This is a genomic window from Brevibacterium sp. Lmc1 (assembly GCF_057654315.1).
On the sequence record NZ_CM172803.1, the window covers coordinates 4,131,816 to 4,149,309 of the forward strand.

Annotated in this window: 13 protein-coding genes and 1 pseudogene; 6 read left to right on the forward strand and 8 right to left on the reverse strand. The window is 66.0% G+C overall.

The features are described 5' to 3' along the window. Positions 1-20: 20 nt before the first annotated feature. Positions 21-4,013: a phosphodiester glycosidase family protein gene (locus tag AC239G_RS18495; RefSeq protein WP_487489495.1), complete on the forward strand. Its 3,993-nt coding sequence runs from the start codon at positions 21-23 to the stop codon at positions 4,011-4,013. A gap of 111 nt (positions 4,014-4,124) precedes the next feature. Next, positions 4,125-5,111, forward strand: coding sequence for a selenide, water dikinase SelD (selD, locus tag AC239G_RS18500; RefSeq protein WP_487489496.1), 987 nt, complete (start codon positions 4,125-4,127; stop codon positions 5,109-5,111). A 6-nt stretch (positions 5,112-5,117) separates the two neighbouring features. On the opposite strand, the gene AC239G_RS18505 is transcribed toward selD, so the two are convergent. From AC239G_RS18505 to AC239G_RS18535, 7 genes and pseudogenes are all read right to left on the reverse strand, one after another. Continuing rightward, positions 5,118-5,339: a hypothetical protein gene (locus tag AC239G_RS18505; RefSeq protein WP_487489497.1), complete on the reverse strand. Its 222-nt coding sequence runs from the start codon at positions 5,337-5,339 to the stop codon at positions 5,118-5,120. Positions 5,340-5,659: 320 nt separating this feature from the next. Next, a complete protein-coding gene (gene nrfD, locus AC239G_RS18510) occupies positions 5,660-6,973 on the reverse strand; it encodes an NrfD/PsrC family molybdoenzyme membrane anchor subunit (protein WP_181271842.1) in 1,314 nt (437 codons plus the stop codon). Further along, positions 6,970-8,097 carry a 4Fe-4S dicluster domain-containing protein gene (locus tag AC239G_RS18515; protein WP_487489498.1) on the reverse strand — a complete coding sequence of 376 codons (1,128 nt, stop codon included), beginning with the start codon at positions 8,095-8,097 and terminating at the stop codon, positions 6,970-6,972. Before AC239G_RS18515 ends, nrfD begins: the two co-directional genes overlap by 4 nt. A gap of 410 nt (positions 8,098-8,507) precedes the next feature. Further along, positions 8,508-11,669: pseudogene (fdnG, locus tag AC239G_RS18520) on the reverse strand (formate dehydrogenase-N subunit alpha); the annotation flags it as partial. A gap of 174 nt (positions 11,670-11,843) precedes the next feature. After that, positions 11,844-12,566 carry a class I SAM-dependent methyltransferase gene (locus AC239G_RS18525; RefSeq protein WP_376904421.1) on the reverse strand — a complete coding sequence of 241 codons (723 nt, stop codon included), beginning with the start codon at positions 12,564-12,566 and terminating at the stop codon, positions 11,844-11,846. Beyond that, positions 12,563-13,000: a thioredoxin gene (trxA, locus tag AC239G_RS18530; protein WP_259357995.1), complete on the reverse strand. Its 438-nt coding sequence runs from the start codon at positions 12,998-13,000 to the stop codon at positions 12,563-12,565. The genes AC239G_RS18525 and trxA overlap by 4 nt, the downstream gene beginning before the upstream one ends. Positions 13,001-13,138: 138 nt before the next feature. Next, the gene (locus AC239G_RS18535; protein ID WP_487489499.1) at positions 13,139-14,230 is read right to left on the reverse strand and encodes an LCP family protein; all 1,092 of its coding nucleotides are present in this window, start codon (positions 14,228-14,230) and stop codon (positions 13,139-13,141) included. 549 nt (positions 14,231-14,779) lie between these two features. Here AC239G_RS18535 and AC239G_RS18540 point away from each other — a divergent pair. The 3 genes from AC239G_RS18540 (at position 14,780) to AC239G_RS18550 (ending at position 15,946) form a co-directional block, all read left to right on the forward strand. Continuing rightward, positions 14,780-14,983: a cold-shock protein gene (locus AC239G_RS18540; RefSeq protein ID WP_062240453.1), complete on the forward strand. Its 204-nt coding sequence runs from the start codon at positions 14,780-14,782 to the stop codon at positions 14,981-14,983. A gap of 227 nt (positions 14,984-15,210) precedes the next feature. Next, positions 15,211-15,399, forward strand: a complete 189-nt coding sequence (locus AC239G_RS18545; RefSeq protein ID WP_139467568.1) for a hypothetical protein — start codon at positions 15,211-15,213, stop codon at positions 15,397-15,399. A gap of 49 nt (positions 15,400-15,448) precedes the next feature. Next, positions 15,449-15,946: a GNAT family N-acetyltransferase gene (locus AC239G_RS18550; protein ID WP_139467569.1), complete on the forward strand. Its 498-nt coding sequence runs from the start codon at positions 15,449-15,451 to the stop codon at positions 15,944-15,946. A gap of 71 nt (positions 15,947-16,017) precedes the next feature. On the opposite strand, the gene AC239G_RS18555 is transcribed toward AC239G_RS18550, so the two are convergent. After that, on the reverse strand, positions 16,018-16,662 hold the full coding sequence (locus AC239G_RS18555) for a GNAT family N-acetyltransferase (protein WP_139467570.1): 645 nt from the start codon (positions 16,660-16,662) through the stop codon (positions 16,018-16,020). A 98-nt stretch (positions 16,663-16,760) separates the two neighbouring features. Here AC239G_RS18555 and AC239G_RS18560 point away from each other — a divergent pair, with 98 nt between their 5' ends. Then, positions 16,761-17,387, forward strand: coding sequence for an HAD family hydrolase (locus AC239G_RS18560; RefSeq protein ID WP_487489500.1), 627 nt, complete (start codon positions 16,761-16,763; stop codon positions 17,385-17,387). Positions 17,388-17,494 lie beyond the last annotated feature (107 nt).

Genomic DNA, 17,494 nt, shown 5'->3' on the forward strand with positions numbered 1-17,494 from the left:
ATCACCGCTCGAAGGTCGTCATGCCCTCTTCGCTTCATCCTGCCTGGTCACACCGCCGATCCCATCCCACCGGAGGGCGACTATTCATCCCCGCCATACTCGCCACACTGGCGGTCCTCGCTGCCCATGTCGCACCCATCGGAACGCTCCCCGGTCTTCCGGGTCCCGCCTCGACACCGGCCCATGCTGCAGCACCAAGCGAGGACGACCTCGGCAGGGACGGGTCGGCACTGCGCGACGTCGAAACCAAACGCGTGGCTCCGGGGCTCGACCTGACGAACTTCTCCCGTCTCGAGGACGGAGGGTGGAACAACGGCAATGTGCTCACCGCGGACCTCACCACGGACTCCCTGTCGATGGACGTCCGCGACACGGGAAAGGTCGCCGGCGCCGGTACCACCAGCGAGATCATGGCGGGCGGACCCGAGGGGAAGAAGGCCGTGGCCGCCGTCAACGGCACGTTCTTCGACATCAACCAGTCGTGGGCACCGATCTACACCTCGGTGTCTCGGGAGGGAATGCGCATCGGCTCGAAGGAGGCCAAACCGGCGCTCACGCTCGAGGACAAGAAGGCAGCCGTGTCGATGCTCTCCGCGGCGGGAACGCTGTCCCATGACGGGCAGGAGACGGAACTCGGCGGATTGAACAACCCGGAGCTGAGCCTCGACACCATCGGTGTGTACAACGAGGCGTGGGGAGACCATACGCTCGACCGTCCGGTCGGCGGCCCCGATGACATAGCCGCCGAGGTCGCCCGCGTCACTGTCGTCGACGGAAAGGTCACCGAAACCTCGGGCATGGTGGACGAAGCGGGCGACCCGGAAATCCCGGCAGACGGACAGGTCCTGCTCGGCCGCGATGCCGGGGCGAAGACGCTGTCGGAACTCGAAGTCGGCGACGACGTCGATGTCGAGATCGGACCGAGCGAGGATGTCGACATGGGGATCGCGGGCAGCCACCAGATCCTGGCCGACGGTTCGGTTCCCGACCTCCCCGCCGGCGACCTCGAAGACACCGAACACCCACGCACCGCGGTGGGCATCAGCAAGGACGGTTCGGAGCTGTTCGTCACCACCATCGACGGACGCAGCGAGTCCTCGGGAGGCATGAGTCTCGAGGACATGGGCGAGTTCTTCTCTGACATCGGTGCCTACAACGCGGTCAACCTCGACGGCGGCGGGTCGACGACGATGCTCGCCCGCACAGCCGGCGCAGATGCTCCGGCACTGCAGAACGACCCGTCCGACGGTAAGCAGCGCACCGTCGCCAATGCCCTCGTCTTCTACTCAGATGCCCCCGCAGAACAACTGGCCGATGCACAGATCGAGCCCGAACTCGACGGACAGACCACCGTGCTCAAGGGGCTGAGCCGATCGATGAGGGGCACCGGGCTCGGTGAGAATCTCGAACCGATCGCCTCCTCTGGAACGTTCTCCGCCGACGGCGGAGTGAAGCTCGCCGACTCCGATGAGTCGAACGCCCGCGTGACCGGTGAGACCACCGGCAAGGGTCGCGTGAGCTATGCCGTCGACGGGCACACCGCGCGACAGGACCTCGATGTGCTCGGCGAACCGGTCGGACTCTGGCCGAGCGCGCGGAGCATCAACCTCGAGGACGCCCAGGACTCGCAGACGGTGTCCCTGACCGGCTTCGACTCCGAGGGCAGGCGTTCTCTCATCGAAACCGGCGACATCGACGTCGACGCTGACGAAGGGCTGAGGGTCGACACCGACAGCCTCGGCGAACTCGTCGTCTCCGCCGATTCGTCGACGGCTGGGAAAGGCAAGGACTCCCGCGACGACGAACCGACGTCCGGGAACGTGAAGCTCACCGTCGGAGACGTGACAACGACGATCCCGGTGACCGTCGGCACCGAAACGACCGAGGTCCTCGACTTCTCCGACACCTCGGCGTTCACCGACGGCCACGATCGGGCCACCGGCTCATTCACCGCAGGTGAGCCCAGCCCTGATGGCAAGCCGAGCATCGATCTCACGTATGACTTCTCCACCTCCTCGGCGACGCGCGGCTACTACCTCATCCCGAAGGAGCCGGTGAAGCTGGAAGGCAACACGGTGGCGTTCGAGATGATGGTCCGCGGCGACGGCACCGGGGCCTGGCCGAGGCTGCAGGTGAGCACTCCCGACGGCACAGTGACGAACATCGACGGCGACCACATCACCTTCGACGGGTGGCAGAAGGTCCGCTTCACCGTCCCCGAGGGGCTCTCCCAACCGCTCACCCTCGAACGGATCCGGATGATGGAGACCCGGTCTGCCGAGAAGTACAAGGGGGACATTTCGATTTCGGACCTCCAGGCGATCTCCACGCCTGAGACCGACGATCCGGCCACCTCGGCGCGGCATGATCCGGCGCTGCTGACGACCGGGACCGTCGCTGACCGTCCGCAGAACATCGCCGTGATGAGCGACGCCCAGTTCGTCGCCACCGACCCGGATTCCGAAGCTGTCAAGGGTGCCAGGCGGACGCTCAAGGAGATCCGTGCCGCAAAGCCGGATCTGCTCGTCATCAACGGCGACCTCGTCGACGAGGCCTCTCCGGAGGATTTCGAGCTGGCGAAGACGATCATCGACGAGGAGTGGGATGAGTCGATCCCCTACATCTACGTGCCCGGCAACCACGAGATCATGGGTGGGGAGATCGACAACTTCGAGGCCGCGTTCGGTTCCCCGCCCGGCGAACGCACAGTGGGGCGGACGAAGATCGTGACCCTGAATTCCTCGGACGGAACGTTGAACGGCAGCGATGATTCGCAGTTGAACATGCTCGAAGACGCCCTCGACGAGGTGGCCGAACGTGACGAGCTGACCGGCATCACCGTGTTCTTCCACCATCCCCCGCAGGATCCGCTGCCGTCGAAGACGAGCCAGCTCGGGGACCGACGGGAGGCCGAGGAACTCGAGAAGAAGCTCGGAGAGTTCCGCAAGGACAGCGGGAAGTCCGCGGCCGTGATCAACGGCCATGTGGGGGCGTTCCACGGGTCCGCGGTCGAGGGCGTGAGCTACCTCATCAACGGAAACTCCGGGAAGGGTCCGGCCGGCACTCCGGCGACCGGCGGATTCACCGGATGGACGATGCTCGGCGTCGATCCCGGCGTCGGTGACGTCGGTGACGATCCGAGCACGGCCGATCGGGTCGGCTGGCTGGCCGCGGAGACGAAGCCGCGCGTCGATTCGATCTCACTCGAGGCACCCGGCTCCCTGGCCCTGGGTCAATCCGCGGACGTCGCTGCGTCCTTCACTCAGGGTGAGCGCACCGTTCCCGTCGGGTGGCCGGCGACGGCTCAGTGGGGTGGTGACGGGGTCGTGGTCGATTCCGGCGCCGAGGTGGCCATGCAGCAGGCGACGGGCGCGAAGGTCAGTGCCCAGTCAGTGAAATCCGGGGCCCCCGAGGCGGCCTCCGACGTCGTCCGCGTCAACCCGGCGACGGGTCAGATCACCGCGGAGAACCCGGGAACAGCGACCCTCGAGGTCACCGTCAACGGCAAGACCGCGAAGGCCACCGTCGAGGTCGCGGGGGAAGAACCGCCTCCGGGTCCCGGCGATGACGACGGATCTGAGGACAGCGGAGCATCGGCCGACAGTGCGGGAGCTGAGGACGGCTCCGACGCTTCCTCCACGGGAGGCGAGGACGGCTCATCGGAGGGGTCGGACGATGACGGCGCCTCGACCAAGGCCTCGGCCGGTGCCGATGAGGATTCCTCGGCGGGAAGCGGTTCGGACGGAGCCTCGTCGAATGCCTCTTCGAGTGCCTCGGGCGGCAGCGAGGCGAGCGGCTCGTCGGACAGCGAATCGGACGGCACTTCGTCGACCGCCTCGTCGAGAAGCGATGCGAACGCGGACGGGTCGTCTGACGGGAACGGCGATCTGCCGCGCACGGGCGGGCCGGTTCTGCTCACCGCACTGCTCGGCGCGTTGCTGGTCATCGGCGGAATCATCGCCGTCGGCGCGGCCCGCGCGCGGCGGGCCGGCCGCCCGGCGGGGAGGCACTGACCCGGGCGAACGACTGGCCGTGCGCCCGTACGGAGGTGCACGGCCGCTTCGGCGACGGAGTGGAATCGGGCGTCCGTCGACGCCCTTGACCGCCGGTGTTAGTCTCGCAGTATGACTGCGATTCAGGACCGTCTGACCTCGTTCGCCCACGGTGGAGGATGCGCCTGCAAGATCCCTCCCGGCGAGCTCGAGGACGCGGTGCGCGGCCTGGTCGGTCAGCCCGGCCCGGATGTCCTCGTCGGCCTCGATGACGGCGATGATGCCTCGGCGGTGCGAGTCCGCGATGACCTCGCGGTGCTCTCGACCGCGGATTTCTTCACCCCGGTCGTCGATGACGCCTACGACTGGGGTCGGATCGCGGCGGCCAATGCGCTCTCGGACATCTACGCGATGGGCGGGGCCCCGGTCACGGCGATCAACCTCGTCGGGTGGCCGCGGGAGAAGTTGCCGATGGAGCTGCTCACCGAGGTCCTGCGCGGCGGGCTCGACGTCGCAGCGCAGGCGAACTGCCCCGTGGCCGGCGGCCATTCGATCGACGACCCCGAACCGAAGTACGGCATGGCCGTGACCGGTGTGGCGCATCCGGATGAACTCATGCGCAACGATTCCGCCGAGGCGGGGCTGCCCCTGACATTGACCAAGCCGATCGGCGTGGGGATCCTCAACAACCGGCACAAGCAGACCGGCGAGGTCTCCGAGGAGGCCATCGCCACGATGACTGCACTCAATGCCGAAGCGTCGCGGGCGGCCGTGGCTGCAGGCATACGAGCGGCCACGGATATCACCGGGTTCGGTCTGCTCGGGCACCTGTTCAAGATGGCCCGTGCCTCAGGAGTCGGAGCGGTCATCGATTCGGCTGCGGTACCCCGCCTCGGCGGTGTCGATGAGTCGATCGCTGACGGGTATGTGTCCGGCGGGACCAGGCGAAACCTCGACTGGGTACGACCTCATCTGACCGCGGATGATTCCGTGACCGAGGACGACCTGCTGCTTCTGGCCGATGCGCAGACCTCCGGCGGGCTGCTCGTCGTCGGCGAACTGCCTGGTCACCCGATTATCGGCGAGATCGTCGCCGGCTCGGGCGTGCACGTGCGTTGAGGGGCACTATCGGCGCGGAGTGACGTCCTCGTCGCGGAACTGGCGGAAGCTGGACGTGAAGAACCAGAAGAAAGCACCGGTGAAGAGGCCGGCCAGCAGTGTCTGCCACCAATTGAATGACTCGTTGCCCCAGCCGAGCAGATGCATGCCGAAGTAGATCAGCGGGAAGGCCACTGCCACAAAAACCCCGAGCTTGATGCTCTGGCGGTCCTGAAGCAGCTTCTTCATAGGTCTCTCACGCTACCCGACGCACTTCAATTTGCAAGCAATGTTGCTGAATAAGGTGCCTGGTGAGGCTGTTTTTGACGCCGATCAGCGTTCGCCGAGGGAGATTTCGCGCAGCGAGTTCGAGCATCCTTCATCGGTCGTCGCACACCACCCCGTTGCACCGAGGTGTTTTCGCACTGAAGGCGAGGGGTTCCGCCGGAACTGTATGAAGAGCCACTCGCGAGTGGGTGCTGGCACTGCCGGTGCCCAGCAACACGAACGGTGAGGGGTGCTCACGGTGAGGGGCGCTCGCGCTTAGCGGTGATGCCTTGCCCGCCCGTCTACCGGCCGGTGGTGATGGAGTCGTCGGTGATGCCGCAAGCCCGACGCTCTTCGAGGCGAGCGCGCTGCGGTTCGACCACGTGACGCGGGTCCTTCGTCGATTCGATGCCGGCTTCCAGCACACCGAAACGCGTGTACGCCGAGGCGGCCGCCAAGGCCGCACCGGAGACGACGGACAGCCCCCGCAGCACAGCACGCGTCTTCCAACTCCGCTTTGCGACTCCAGCAGAGCCTGCACTTCCGACAGCCTCAGCAACTGCGCCAGCCACATCTGAAGCACTCGCTGAGCCGCCAGAGCTACGCCCACCCAGCTTCTTCGCGAACACGCGCGCCCCCACCTCGACGACGGCGGCTCCGACGGCTCCGGCGATGAGCAGCTTCTCGGCGCGGTGGAGCTTGTGTCCCGGTTCGCCGTCGTCCATCGGATCGACCTCGGCGGGGTGCATGCGCTTCCTCATCGCCGACATCGCATAAGCCTCTCCAGCGGTGCCGGTGAGGGCGAACAGTCGGGCCGGGCCGGTCTCGGTCACCGGTGCCAATGCCATCGCGGCACCTCCGGCGGCCATCGATGCCGAGGACACGAATACGTACGGCAGACCGTTGCGACCGGCGGCGTTCCAAGTCGGAACGGCCGTCGCCCCGAGAAGCACAGCGGTATATGCGGCCAGCGGAGTGGCGAAGAAGGCGGATTCGACGGCCGCGGGCGTCTCCATCGCATGGAGCACCTTGCGCAGCGGGCCCAGAGGCAGCAGCTTCTCACCGGTGATCCGGTCGAGTTCGATCGCGAAGGTCACTCCCGATCCGACGCCGAAGCCGGAGAGGATCCAGGTGCCCAAGCTCATCGGCGATGAGACTTTGACGACGCGCATCATATTGAGGAATCGTTCGGGCCTGCCGAGGTCAGCCACGAGAGCGGCACCGCCGATGCCGGTCGCGGCGATCGCAGTCATCCGGGAGGCGATGCGCAGACCGGGCCGATCGGTCAGCTGCGCGCCGAAGCCCAACAGAGACGAACCGCCCGCCAGACCGCCGAGGAACAGGTAGGCCCCGATCTCATCGCCCCACGGTGGAGCCTTGACGATCGGTCGACCGTAGTAGGACGTGAATTCGACGTCCTCGACCATCGGCATCTCACGGTTGCCGTCGGCACCGCGGTTCTTCCACCCGCCGCCACGGCCGTTGCCGCCGCGACCGCCCCGACGGCCACCGGAACCGTCAGGTCCGCTGGGACCTCCGCGGCCGCCTCGGCGGCGTTTTCTGCGTCCGCCTTCCGGCTCGGGTGGGCGGTAGGAATCGTACTCTGAGGTGCTCATGAACGGCGGCTCCCGAGGAACGCGAGTCCGGCCGCGGCGACCATGCCCAGCGCCGCGATCCCGGCGTTGGCGTACATCTTCGGCAGATCCTTCGTCGCGACCCGCGGGTCCGGCGGCAGGCCGTAGACCTCGGGTTCGTCGAGGAGGAGGAACACCGATCCGGTGCCGCCGACCCCGTCGTTCGGGTTCGCCCCGTAGAGGCGAGCCTCGGTCAGGCCCTTCGCGTGGAGTTCGGCCACGCGGTCGTGCGCCTGGTCGACCATGTCCTCACGGTCGCCGAACTTGATCGACTGCGTCGGGCAGGTCTGCGCGCAGGCTGGTTCCTGACCCTCGACGAGGCGGTCGTAGCAGAGGGTGCACTTGTTCGCGGTGCCCGCGTTCGGCACGTCCATGTCCGCGGCCTTGCGATCATCCCGGTCGGTGGGGGTGTTGATCGTGCCGTCGTCTCGGCGTTCGATGACGCCGAAGGGGCAGCCGGCCACGCAGGTTCCGCAGCCGTTGCAGACATCGTTCTGGACGACGACGGTGTCGAATTCGGTGCGGAAGAGCGCACCGGTCGGGCACACGTCGAGGCAGCCTGCGTGCGTGCAGTGTTTGCACACGTCGGAGGACATCAGCCAGCGGAAGTCCGCGGTGTCCGGGGGTGCTGTGTCGACGTTCGACAGGTCGGTCGGCTCCAGGGCACCCGGTGCCAGTAGATCAACGTTGAGGTCGGGGGTCGTCGGCAGACCGGCGGAGGTTCGGCCCTCGGCCGCCGCACCCAAGGCCCCGTCCAGCGGCTGCGCGGCGGCAGACTCATCGGTGCGCGGGCGGATCGTGGGCATGCCGAGATTGACGAGCTTGCGCCCGGATTCCCGCGCCTTCTCGATGCGTTCGGAATCCTGTTCGATGAACGCGACGTGCCGCCACGTGTTCGCCCCGAGGCTGCCCGTGTTGTCGTACGAGGAACCGAGCAGTTCGAAGGTGCCGTCCTGCGGGTTGCGGTTCCACTCCTTGCACGCGACTTCGCAGGCCTTGCAACCGATGCAGATCGAGGTGTCGGTGAAGAATCCCTTGCGGTTGTGCGCGGAATCGTGCCAGTGCCCGTCCGCCAACGTGCCGTCATCGATCGTCGGTGTCGACATCAGTCGTCCTCCTCCTCGTTCTCCTGCCGATCCCGAGCCGCCCGGGCGCGAGCTTCCGCTTCGGCCACCTCGGTTTCGGCGATCGCGATGCCGTCGGCGTGCCGGCCGTGGTCGGGGTCGCCGTCGCTGGGGTCCCCGTCGTCGGCACGGTTCGACACCGCAGTCTCGGCGGGTTCGGTCGCCTCGGTGGGTTCGATGGTGATCCTACCGCTGCGATCATCGGCGCTGTCGACCGTCGCCGAGGCGGTCGTGCCGTCCCCGTCGGAGGCTCCATCGCGTCCCCCATCCAGGGTCTTGCCCGGGGTGACGCCGACGGCCGAGTCGCCGCCTCGGTGAGCGTGCCCACCGGCGCTGCGACCCTGTCCGGCGTGATGGGAGGCCTCGACATCCTCGGCGGGAACGGTGACCTGCTGGTTGCCGGATTCGGGGCTGAGACCGGCCTCGCGTTGGTACTTCTCGACGAAGTCGACGAGTTCGGGTCCGCGGGGACGGCGGCCGGGCATGATCGTTCCGGCCACGTACTTGCTGTTCTGGATGTAGACGTTGGGGTCCATCGTCACACCGAGCAGGTCGTTGGCGGAATCGCCTTCGACGACGGCTCCCTGACCGCCCACGCCCCAGTGGTAGGGCAGACCGATCTGGTGGACCGTCTTCCCGCCGATCGTCAGCGGGGTCATCCGCTTCGTCACGAGGACGCGGGCTTCGATCGCCGCCCGCGGGGAGACCAAGGTCGCCCAACCGTAGGGTTCGAGCCCCACCTCGGCGGCGAGTTCGGGTGAGATCTCGCAGAACATCTCCGGCTGCAGCTCCGACAGGTACGGCAGCCACCGGGACATACCTCCGGCGGTGTGGTGCTCTGTGAGTCGGTAGGTCGTGAACACATAGGGGAAGACCTCGGACCCGGGCACCCCGGCACCGGGAGCGGACAGGTTGTCCTCACGGCGCATGACCATCCGGGTCGGGCTGTTCTGCTGGGAATACAGCGGGTTCGCGACCGTCGATTCCTGCGGTTCGTAGTGGGTGGGAATCGGTCCGTCGATCATGCCGCTGGGTGCGAACAGCCACCCCTTGCCGTCGGCCTGCATGATGAACGGATCGTCACCGTCGAGGTTCGCGGGTCCGCCGTAGGCGGCATCCGATCGGGCGGCGGGTGCGCGGTCGATCGGGAAGTCGGGCACGTCCTTGCCGGTCCACTTCCCCGTCTCGTCGTCCCACCACACGAACTTCTTCCGTTCCGACCAGGGAGTTCCGTCGGGTGCGGCCGAGGCACGGTTGTACAGGATCCGGCGGTTCGCCGGCCATGCCCACGCCCATTCGGCGGCGGTCTCGTCCTGCTCATCCCGCGGTTTGCGGCGGGCGGCCATGTTCTGGCCTCCGGCGTAGACGCCGGCGTAGATCCAGCAGCCTCCGGCGGTGGTCCCGTCGTCGGTCATCTGGTTGAAGTTGTCCAAGGGCTCGCCGTCGCGGTCGCCGCCGATGAAGTAGCCGTTGATCTCCTTGACGACCGCCTCGGCGTCGACTTCACCCTCCTCGTCGACCGGGTAGTCCCAGGTCATGTCGAGCAGCGGTCGATCGCGGGGGTCGTCGGAATCCTTCAGCTTCTCGCGCACGGCTTGGCCGAGTTCGTAGAAGAAGTCGAGTTCGCTCTGCGCGTCCCCGGGCGGGTTGACGGCCTTGTGGCGCCACTGCACAAGACGCTGGGTCTGCGTGAAGGTGCCGGCCTTCTCCGTGTGGTTGGCCGCGGGCAGGAAGAACATCTCGGTGTCGATGTCCTCGGTCTTCAGCTCCCCTGTCTCGATCTCGGGGCCGTCCTTCCACCAGGTGGCGGATTCGATGAGGCTGAAGTCGCGGACGACCATCCACTTCAGGTGACTCATGGCCATGCGCTGCATGCGCCCGTTCGCCGAGCCCACGGCCGGGTTCTGCCCGAGCAGGAAGTACCCGTCGACACCGTCGTTGAGCATGCGCACCGCGGTCTGGTAGGTGCCGTGGGCGCCGTTGATGCGCGGCAGATAGTCAAAGGCGAAGTCGTTGTCCTGCGTGGCCGCGTCGCCCCACCAGGCCTTGAGCAGGCTGGTGGCGTAGGCACGGCCGTTGGCCCAGTAGCCCTTGTGGGTCTCCGGGGTGCCGACGGCCGCGACGTAGTCGTCGAAGGTGTCGTGGACTCCGGCACTGGGCATCGGCAGGTAGCCGGGCAGCAGGTTGAACAGGGTCGGGATATCAGTCGATCCCTGGATCGTCGCGTGCCCGCGCAGCGCCATGATTCCGCCGCCCGGTCGGCCCATGTTGCCGAGCAGCAGCTGGAGGATCGAGGCGGTGCGGATGAATTGCGCGCCGAGGCTGTGCTGGGTCCACCCGACCGCGTAGGCGAAGCACGTGGTCCGTTCCCGGCCCGAGTTCTCGGTCACCGATTCGTAGAGGTAGTCGAAGTCTGCGGGTTTGATTCCGCAGTTCTCCTCGACCATCTCAGGCGTGTAGCGCGAGTAGTGGTGCCGCAGAATCTGGAACACCGACTTCGGGTCCTTCAGGCTCGGGTCCTTCAGCGGTGCACCGTGCTCATCCGTCTGGTACGACCACGTCGAGTTCTCGTAGGAGTTCGTGTCCGGGTCGAACCCGGAGAACAGTCCGTCGAGATCCTCGGTGTCGACATAGTCGTCGCTGATGAGGTTCGCGGCGTTGGTGTAGGCGCGCACGTACTCGTCGAAGTAACGGCCCTCGGTGAGCACACGGTTGATGAGCGCACCGAGCAGCACGATGTCGGAGCCGGCCCGAATGGGCACGTGCTTATCGGCGATCGCGGTGGTGCGCGTGAAACGAGGATCGACGTGGATGATGCGGGCACCCCGGGCCTTGGCCTCACTCACCCACTGGAAGCCCACCGGGTGGCACTCGGCCATATTGGAACCCTGGATGATGATGCAGTCCGCATTCGCCATATCCTGGACGGGTTGTGTGGCGCCGCCGCGCCCGAACGAAGTTCCCAAACTGGGAACGGTGGCGGAGTGTCAAATACGCGCCTGGTTCTCGATCTGTATCGCCCCCGCCGCGGTGTAGAGCTTCTTGGCGAGGTAGTTCTCCTCGTTGTCGATGGTCGCCCCGCCGAGGCTGGCGATGCCCATCGTCCGCCGCAGCGGGTGGCCTTTGTCGTCGAAGTCCTCCCAGTGGTTGCGGCGGGCTTCGATGAATCGGTCGGCGATCATGTCGATCGCGGTCGGCAGGTCGATCTTCGTCCAGTCCTTGGCCTTCGGGGCCCGGTAGAGGACGTCGGTGACACGGCCGGGTGCGTTGACGAGCTGTTCGCTGGCTGCGCCCTTCGGGCACAGGCGGCCGCGTGAGATCGGTGAGTCCGGGTCGCCTTCGATCTGCACGACCTTGTCATCCTTGACGAAGATCTTCTGCCCGCAGCCGACGGCGCAATAGGGGCACACGGATTGGACGACTTTGTCGGCCGTGACCGTGCGTGGAGTGGTGTCCCGAGTCTGCTGGGACACGACGGATTCGCCGCGTCCCGTCTTATCCGACGTGCGCAGCTGCCGGAGTACCGGCCACTCGAGGAAGCTGAACCGAGCCATGGCACCACCTTAGCCCCTCACGGGGCGGAAATGCACCAGGTGAGACCGGGTTTTCGACCCCATCTCAGGGGGTTGGGAATCGCCCGGTTTCGCCGAGGCGGCTGCGCGGTCTTGATCGACCGCGCAGCCGCCTCTGTGCCGGGTTCCGGGTTCGGGTCTCTGGGTTGGCCGAGTTCAGACCCGGCGGGCCAGGAGGATCGCGTCCTCGAGTTCGGCGGGTTCGCCCGACGGGGAGGTCACTTCTCGGGTGCGGGTGTCGGCGAGTTCGATCTCCCAGCGGTGCGGGCTGGCGCCGATGAGGAGGGCGAAGTCTCCGTTCGGGCTGACCAGTTCATGGTGGTGGTCCATGCCGTGCTCGAACTTCTCGCTGTGTTCGGCGGCCCACGGCGGCATCGTCGCATGGGAGACGAGCAGGAGGGCCCCGCCCGGTGCCACGTGCGCGGCGACGCGGGTGAGGAGCTCTTCCCGGGTGTCGGGCAACCGGGTGTGGAGGAAGGATCCGGTGACGAGGTCGAAGCCGCCTCGGCGATCGGGGTCCTCCGGTTCCCAGGTGGAGACGTCGGCGACGGCGAATTCGGCGGAGATTCCGCGGGATTCGGCGGCCCGGCGGGCTCGGTCGATGGCCGTGGTCGACAGATCGATGCCGGTGGCGTCCCAGCCGTTCTCGGACATCCAGACGACGTCGGCGCCTTCTCCGCAGCCGACGTCGAGGACGCGGCCGGGGGTCATATCGGAGACGACGGCGACGAGGGATTCGTTCGGATTTCCGGACCAGATGGCGTCGTCAGCCCCGGCGTAGCGCTCTTCCCAGGCGGCCACGGAATCGGGTACGCCGGTATTGCCTGCGCCGGTTCTGTCTGCGTGGGTGTGGTCGTTGTGGCTGCTGATCGCTGTCACTTGTCGACGCCCAGGTCGGCAGGGATCGAATCGGGTGCGGCACCGTCCGCGCTGTCGGTCTCTGCGGCAGCGGCGGCTTCCTGCTTGGCCAGTTCGGCACGAACCTCGTCCATGTCGAGTCCCTTGACGGCGGTGATGACCTGTTCGAGCTGCGGGGCGGCGAGCGCGCCGGGCTGGGCGAAGACGACGATGCCCTGGCGGAAGGCGACGAGGGTCGGGATCGAGGAGATCGCGAAGAGTCCGGCCAGCTGCTGCTGCGCTTCGGTGTCGATCTTGCCGAAGACGATGTCGGGGTTGGCCTCGGCGGCCTGTTCGAAGACCGGGGCGAACTGCTTGCAGGGGCCGCACCAATCGGCCCAGAAGTCGAGGAGGATGATCTCGTTGTCGTTGATGGTCGACTCGAAGTTGTCTTGCGTGATTTCGATCGTAGACATGCCGTCCAGTCTAGGAGCCGCGGATGAATATCGCCTGGACGGAGGCCACATGACGGGGCCGATGTCCGGAACGACGGGGCGGCTGAAACGGAGCTGACAACCGCCACGGCGGGGATCAACTCGGCGGGTGCCCGATGTTTACCTGCCGAGGTCGGCGATCGGTTCGTCGTCGATGATGGCGGTGAACACGGCGTCCGCCTCGGCGGATTTGACTACCCGGTTGGGGTCTTCCGGTGCGGGTGTCCACGGCATGATCTCGAAGGTGATGTCGTCCTCGGGCACGGAAGCCACCGTCGTGGCCAGGGAGGCCAGCGAACGCATCGAGTCGAGTTCGTCGTCGACACCGATCGTCGAGGTCACAGCGTCGAGGAATCCGTACAGGCGGTCGGGCCGGGTGAGGACCTGGCCGCTCTTGGCGCGGTCGATGATGGCCTCCATGACCATCTGCTGGTTGCCCATCCGTGAGATGTCGCTGCCATCGCCCACGGCGTGCCGTGTCCGGGCCAGGGCGAGGGCGTCGTCTCCGCCGATCGTCTGGTGGCCGGCGGGCAGGTCGAGGTTCGCCTTCGGGTCGTTGAGAGGTTCGTCGAGGTCGACGTTGATCCCATCGAGCGCGTCGACGATCGCTGAGAATCCGTCGAAGTCGACGTTGATGAAGTGGTCGACGCGCACCCCGGTGAGTTCCTCCGCCGCTGATACGGAGCAGGCCGGACCCGCATTGAGGGCCGAGTTGATCATCCCGTGCGTGGCCGCCGACGCGCCGTGGCCGGTATCGTCGCAGGCGGGAATGTCCATGATCGTGTCACGTGGGATCTGCACGGCGTCGATGCGGCCGCCGTCGGCGGCGACGTGAGCGAGGATCATCGCATCGCTGCGGGCACCCTCGGCACTGCCGAATCCTTGCCCCGAGGCGGTCCCGGAGTTCGCGCCTTCACCTGTGCCCGAGTCATCGGAGGCGTCCTTCGCCGAGGCGAGATCGCGAGTGTCGGATCCGATGATGAGGACGTTCGTCTCATCCGTGAGCTTCTCGGGAACGTCACCGCCGTGGGCGCGCAGCGGGGACGAGGAGATATTCGCGCCGAGGTTGTGCACCGCCACCGCGATCGTCACGGGGGCACCGATGATGAGGACCGCAGCCACGGCGACGAAGGTGCGCCGGCGCCGGTACTTCGCGGCGAGGCGTCGCTGTCGGCGGGGTCCTGGCGGCGGTGACGATTCTACGTTGTCCACGGTTCGGGTGCTCCTGCGTCCGGGGTCACGGCGGATTGCATACAAAACGGAATGTATACAATCCTAGATGCCTGCGCGGTCGAGTGCACATCGCTGTGTTCCATCTCTCGACTGAAATCATTCGGCCGAAATCACCCGCAGAGCGATCACTCTGTTAAGCTGGAATCGTTCTCGCACAGAAATGTGCGGAGCAGATGGTGTCTGAAGAGCAGGTAGATTCGCTCGTCACCATGTGTTTGCCCATCGGCGCGTGTCTGCCTTCCGCGCCCCTCATGATTTTTCCCAGTTCAGTCGTCTGACGACTTCCGTCCAGCACCTTCGAGTGCATGATCGAAACCGAGTATCCCCACGATTTCGTCTGAGACAGAGACCTCACATCAGAAAACTCATCCTCACCAGCGATTCCGAGTCCTCGGTTCACCCACATATTTTCGTTGGATCTGCGTCTGAAGATCCAGTCCAGCCAGCGGGAAAGCCGGATCCAGCAATGGGTTCGACCATCACGATCGCAGCAGCGGTCATCAGTTAAAAAATAAGGATACAAAGATTATGGCAACAGGTACCGTGAAATGGTTCAACGCGGAAAAGGGTTTCGGATTCATCCAGCCTGACGACGGTTCGGCTGACGTGTTCACTCACTTCTCCGCGATCGAAGCCTCCGGCTACCGCGAGCTCACCGAGGGTCAGAACGTCGAGTTCGATTCTGAGATGGGCTCCAAGGGCCTGCAGGCGACTCGCGTCCGCGGCCTCTGAGACTCTTTGAGAGTCTCACCTAGAGACTTCTGAGATTCACCGGCGACCCTGCGTTCACCCATTTGGTGTGAACGCAGGGTCGCTGTCATCCCCTCCCCAATTGCTACCTGACGGGGGCCTAGATACCTCGCGCCAGGTTGTTGGGCCGCCGTCACCGGCGTTGACAGGTACCCTTGCTCTATTTAGAGTCAGTGCCAACGACCGTGAACCCTGACGTTGGAGGAGCGATGAAGCACTCGCGACTCACCAGCTGGATCGTCGCATTCATCCTGCTCGCCGCTGCCTGCTTTCTGAGCTCGCAGACGGCCCCGTTCCATGACTTCGCCGCGTTTCTGTGGCTCTTGGCCCTCGTTCTGCTGATCACCGCCACGACACTCGCGGTCATCCGTGATCGCCGGCGACGCCGATCTGGCTGAACACTCCGGCAGCTCCACGCACATCGGCCCGCCCGGTTATCCTGAACTCATGCCGCCCTGCGACACTCCTCGTCTGCGCCTGCGGGAGATGACCGACGACGATCTCGACGATATGGCCGCCCTCCTCAGTGATCCGCAGGTGATGGAGTATTACCCTCACCCCAAAGACCGCACCGAGGCGGCTGCGTGGATCCGGTGGAATCGACGCAATTACGCAGAGCACGGGTTCGGGCTGTGGATCGTGGAGACGCACAAAGGTGAGTTCCTCGGCGACTGCGGCCTGACTTGGCAGACCGTCAACGGCGCACCTCACCTTGAGGTCGGTTTTCATGTGAAGCCGTCCGACCAAGATAATGGGTTCGCCACCGAGGCGGCTCTGGCCTGCGTCGATCACGCTCGGGAGCTCGAGGTGGCTGCAATACTGACCGCCATCATCCACCGAGACAATCGACCGTCGCAACGAGTGGCAGAGAAGCTCGGTATGCAGCGCAACTCCGAACTCCGACACAAGTCCCCGGACCACGAGGTGTTCTCCCTGGACCTGTGATCGCCTCAATTACTACCCGACGGCGGCCCAGATACCTCGCGCCAGGTTGCTGGGCCGCCCTCAGGTAGTAGTTAGTGGTTGTTGAGGAGGGCGAGGAAGTCCTCGACTCCGCTGAGCTCGATGTCGTTCCGCCGTCTGGTTTCCCACGCCGAGCGGGTCAGGCGCCAGCGTTGGATGCGTCCCGGCTCGCCTCGGCGGATGTCCCAATCGACCCCGTTGCGCTCGTACCCCAAGGCTTCGGACACCTTGTTCGATCCGATGTTGTCGACGAACGCATCGGAACCGGCCTCACTCGCCCCGAGCCCCGCGAACGCAAGATGGAGCAGAGCACTGCGCATCTCGGTGCCGAGGCCGCGACCGCGCACATCCGTCGACAGCCAGGAGAATGAGGCGAACGTCCCGCAGGAGTCGAATTTCTCCGCAATGAGGTCCTGCATCCCCACGGCCTCACCGTCGACGAGGACGGCGAAGGCCAACCGGAAATCAGAGGGAGAGAACCGCCCCCGACCACGCCATACGCTCTGGAGCCACCTGCTCACCCGCACGTCCGGGTCGGATTCATAGAACGACATCGGATCGTCGTAGGGGGCGGGTTCCGCGAAGACCTTGCCGTCCCGCACAAGAGGGGTGAGCGCCGCGAGCATCTCATCGGCGGCACCGACGAGCTCGAGTCGGGGAGTCTTCACCCGGATCTGCAATGGCGGGTAGCCGATCATGCAACCAACCTAGGCCAGCCAACCCGAATCCACAATGGTTCGACGACTCCGGGTAGCGTGGGGTTCGACTCCAGGATGCCGATGACAGGTGGTGGCCCATGACCGAACCCGATCGCCCGACCCCGACGACCGTCGTCTTCGACCTCGGCAATGTGCTCATCGGCTGGGACCAGACAGGGCCTCTGGCCGATCGCATGAGCGCCGATGAATGGCATTCCTTCGCCGAGGCGGCCGACTTCCCCTCGCTCAATACTGCAGCTGACTCCGGCGTTTCGATCACCGATATCGTCGCCCGAGCCGCCGAGGCGGACCCCCGCCACGGTGAGATCGTCGCTGGCTACTACGAGAACTTCGACAAATCCCTGACCGGTCCGATCGACGGCATGGCCGAGATCGTCGCAGATCTCAAGACCGCCGGCGTCCGCCTGCTCGGGCTGTCGAACTGGTCGGCCGAGACCATCCACCATGCCCCCGTCGTCGCCCCGGCGATCAGCGAGCTCGAAGACATCGTCGTCTCCGGTCGAGTCGGTCTGGTCAAACCCGATCCGGCGATCTTCGAACTGGCCCGGGACCGATTCGACCTCGACCCGGCCCGGACGGTCTTCGTCGACGATCTGCCCGCCAACGTGAAGGCAGCCGAACGGCTCGGCTTCATCGGCCACGTGTTCTCAGGAGCCGCCTCGCTGCGCACGGACCTGTCCGAGCGAGGGCTGCTCGCTCAATAGGGCGCTCACCTCGCGCCGCCCGGACTACACCCCCGAACGGGTTCCTCACCCGCTGATACTGTGAGAAAAGTCCGCGCCTGGAGAGCCCACCCGCCGCCTGAACAGGA